This is a genomic window from Nitrobacter sp. 62-23 (assembly GCF_001897285.1).
In the GTDB taxonomy this organism is placed as follows: domain Bacteria; phylum Pseudomonadota; class Alphaproteobacteria; order Rhizobiales; family Xanthobacteraceae; genus Nitrobacter.
On sequence record NZ_MKSM01000092.1, the window covers coordinates 1 to 1182 of the forward strand.

Genomic DNA, 1182 nt, shown 5'->3' on the forward strand with positions numbered 1-1182 from the left:
GTGGCGGCTGAAGCAGCGGCGCATCTCGAAGCGAGCGATTCGGACGGCCAGCTGCGACTCGTGCCGCGCGGCGAGTGGACTCTTGCCAGCGCCAGCGCGCTCGAAAGCGAAATCGAGAAGGCAGTCTCCGCCGCTGATCGCAACGTCACCGTCGATCTTTCGGACATCGACCATATCGACACTGCCGGCGGCTGGCTCATCACGCGGCTCGAGCGCGAGATCGGAGCCAAGGGCGTCGAGGTCAGCGTCGAGGGCGGCTCCGACAATGTCATGCGCCTTTTGGCCGCGCTCAAGGATGCCGAGCGCGAGCTGCCGCCGCCGAAGAAGCGGCAGAGCGTCGTCGTCGAGCTGCTCGAAGGCATCGGCCGCGGCATGTACGGCGCCGTCTCCGACGCCGAGGCCGGCCTCAACATTCTCGGCGGCGTCGCCGTCGGCTTCCTGAAGGCGCTCGTCAATCCGAGCCGTTTCCGCATCACCTCGGTCGTGTTCCATATCGACCGCGCCGGCCTCCGCGCCGTGCCCATCATCTCGCTGATGTCGCTGCTGATCGGCGCCATCATCGCGCAGCAGAGCGCCTTCCAGCTGCGGCCCTTCGGCGCCGAGGTCTATGTCGTCGATCTCGTCGGCGTCCTCGTGCTTCGCGAGCTCGGCGTGCTCCTCACCGCCATCATGATCGCTGGCCGCTCGGGCAGCGCCTTCACGGCCGAGATCGGCTCGATGAAGATGCGCGAGGAGATCGACGCGCTCGACGTCATCGGCCTCGACGTCAACGAGGTGCTGGTGCTGCCCCGCATCCTGGCGCTGGTGATCGCGCTGCCGCTCCTGACGGTCGTCGCCGATTTCGCGGCGCTGGTCGGCGGCGGGCTGGTCAGCTGGTTCTATGTCGGCCTGCCGCCCTCCGCCTTCATCATGCGCCTGCGCGACGCGGTCTATGTCTCGACCTTCTGGGTGGGCATCATCAAGGCGCCCTTCATGGCGCTCATCATCGGCATCATCGCCGCGACGGAGGGCTTCCGCGTCCAGGGCAGCGCCGAATCGCTCGGCGCGCGCACGACCTCCTCCGTCGTGAAGGCGATCTTCATGGTCATCGTCGTCGACGGCCTTTTCGCCATCTATTTCAGCGCCGTGAGCTACTGACCATGGCGGTGCGCAAGACCTCGGTGCCGGTGAAGAGCGAGACCG

1 protein-coding gene is annotated in these 1182 nt (G+C 67.1%); it reads left to right on the forward strand.

Annotated elements, in window-relative coordinates; translation table 11 throughout:
- On the forward strand, positions 1-1137 hold a 1137-nt coding region (locus tag BGO16_RS08005), incomplete at its 5' end, for an MlaE family lipid ABC transporter permease subunit (protein ID WP_363091672.1).
- Positions 1138-1182 lie beyond the last annotated feature (45 nt).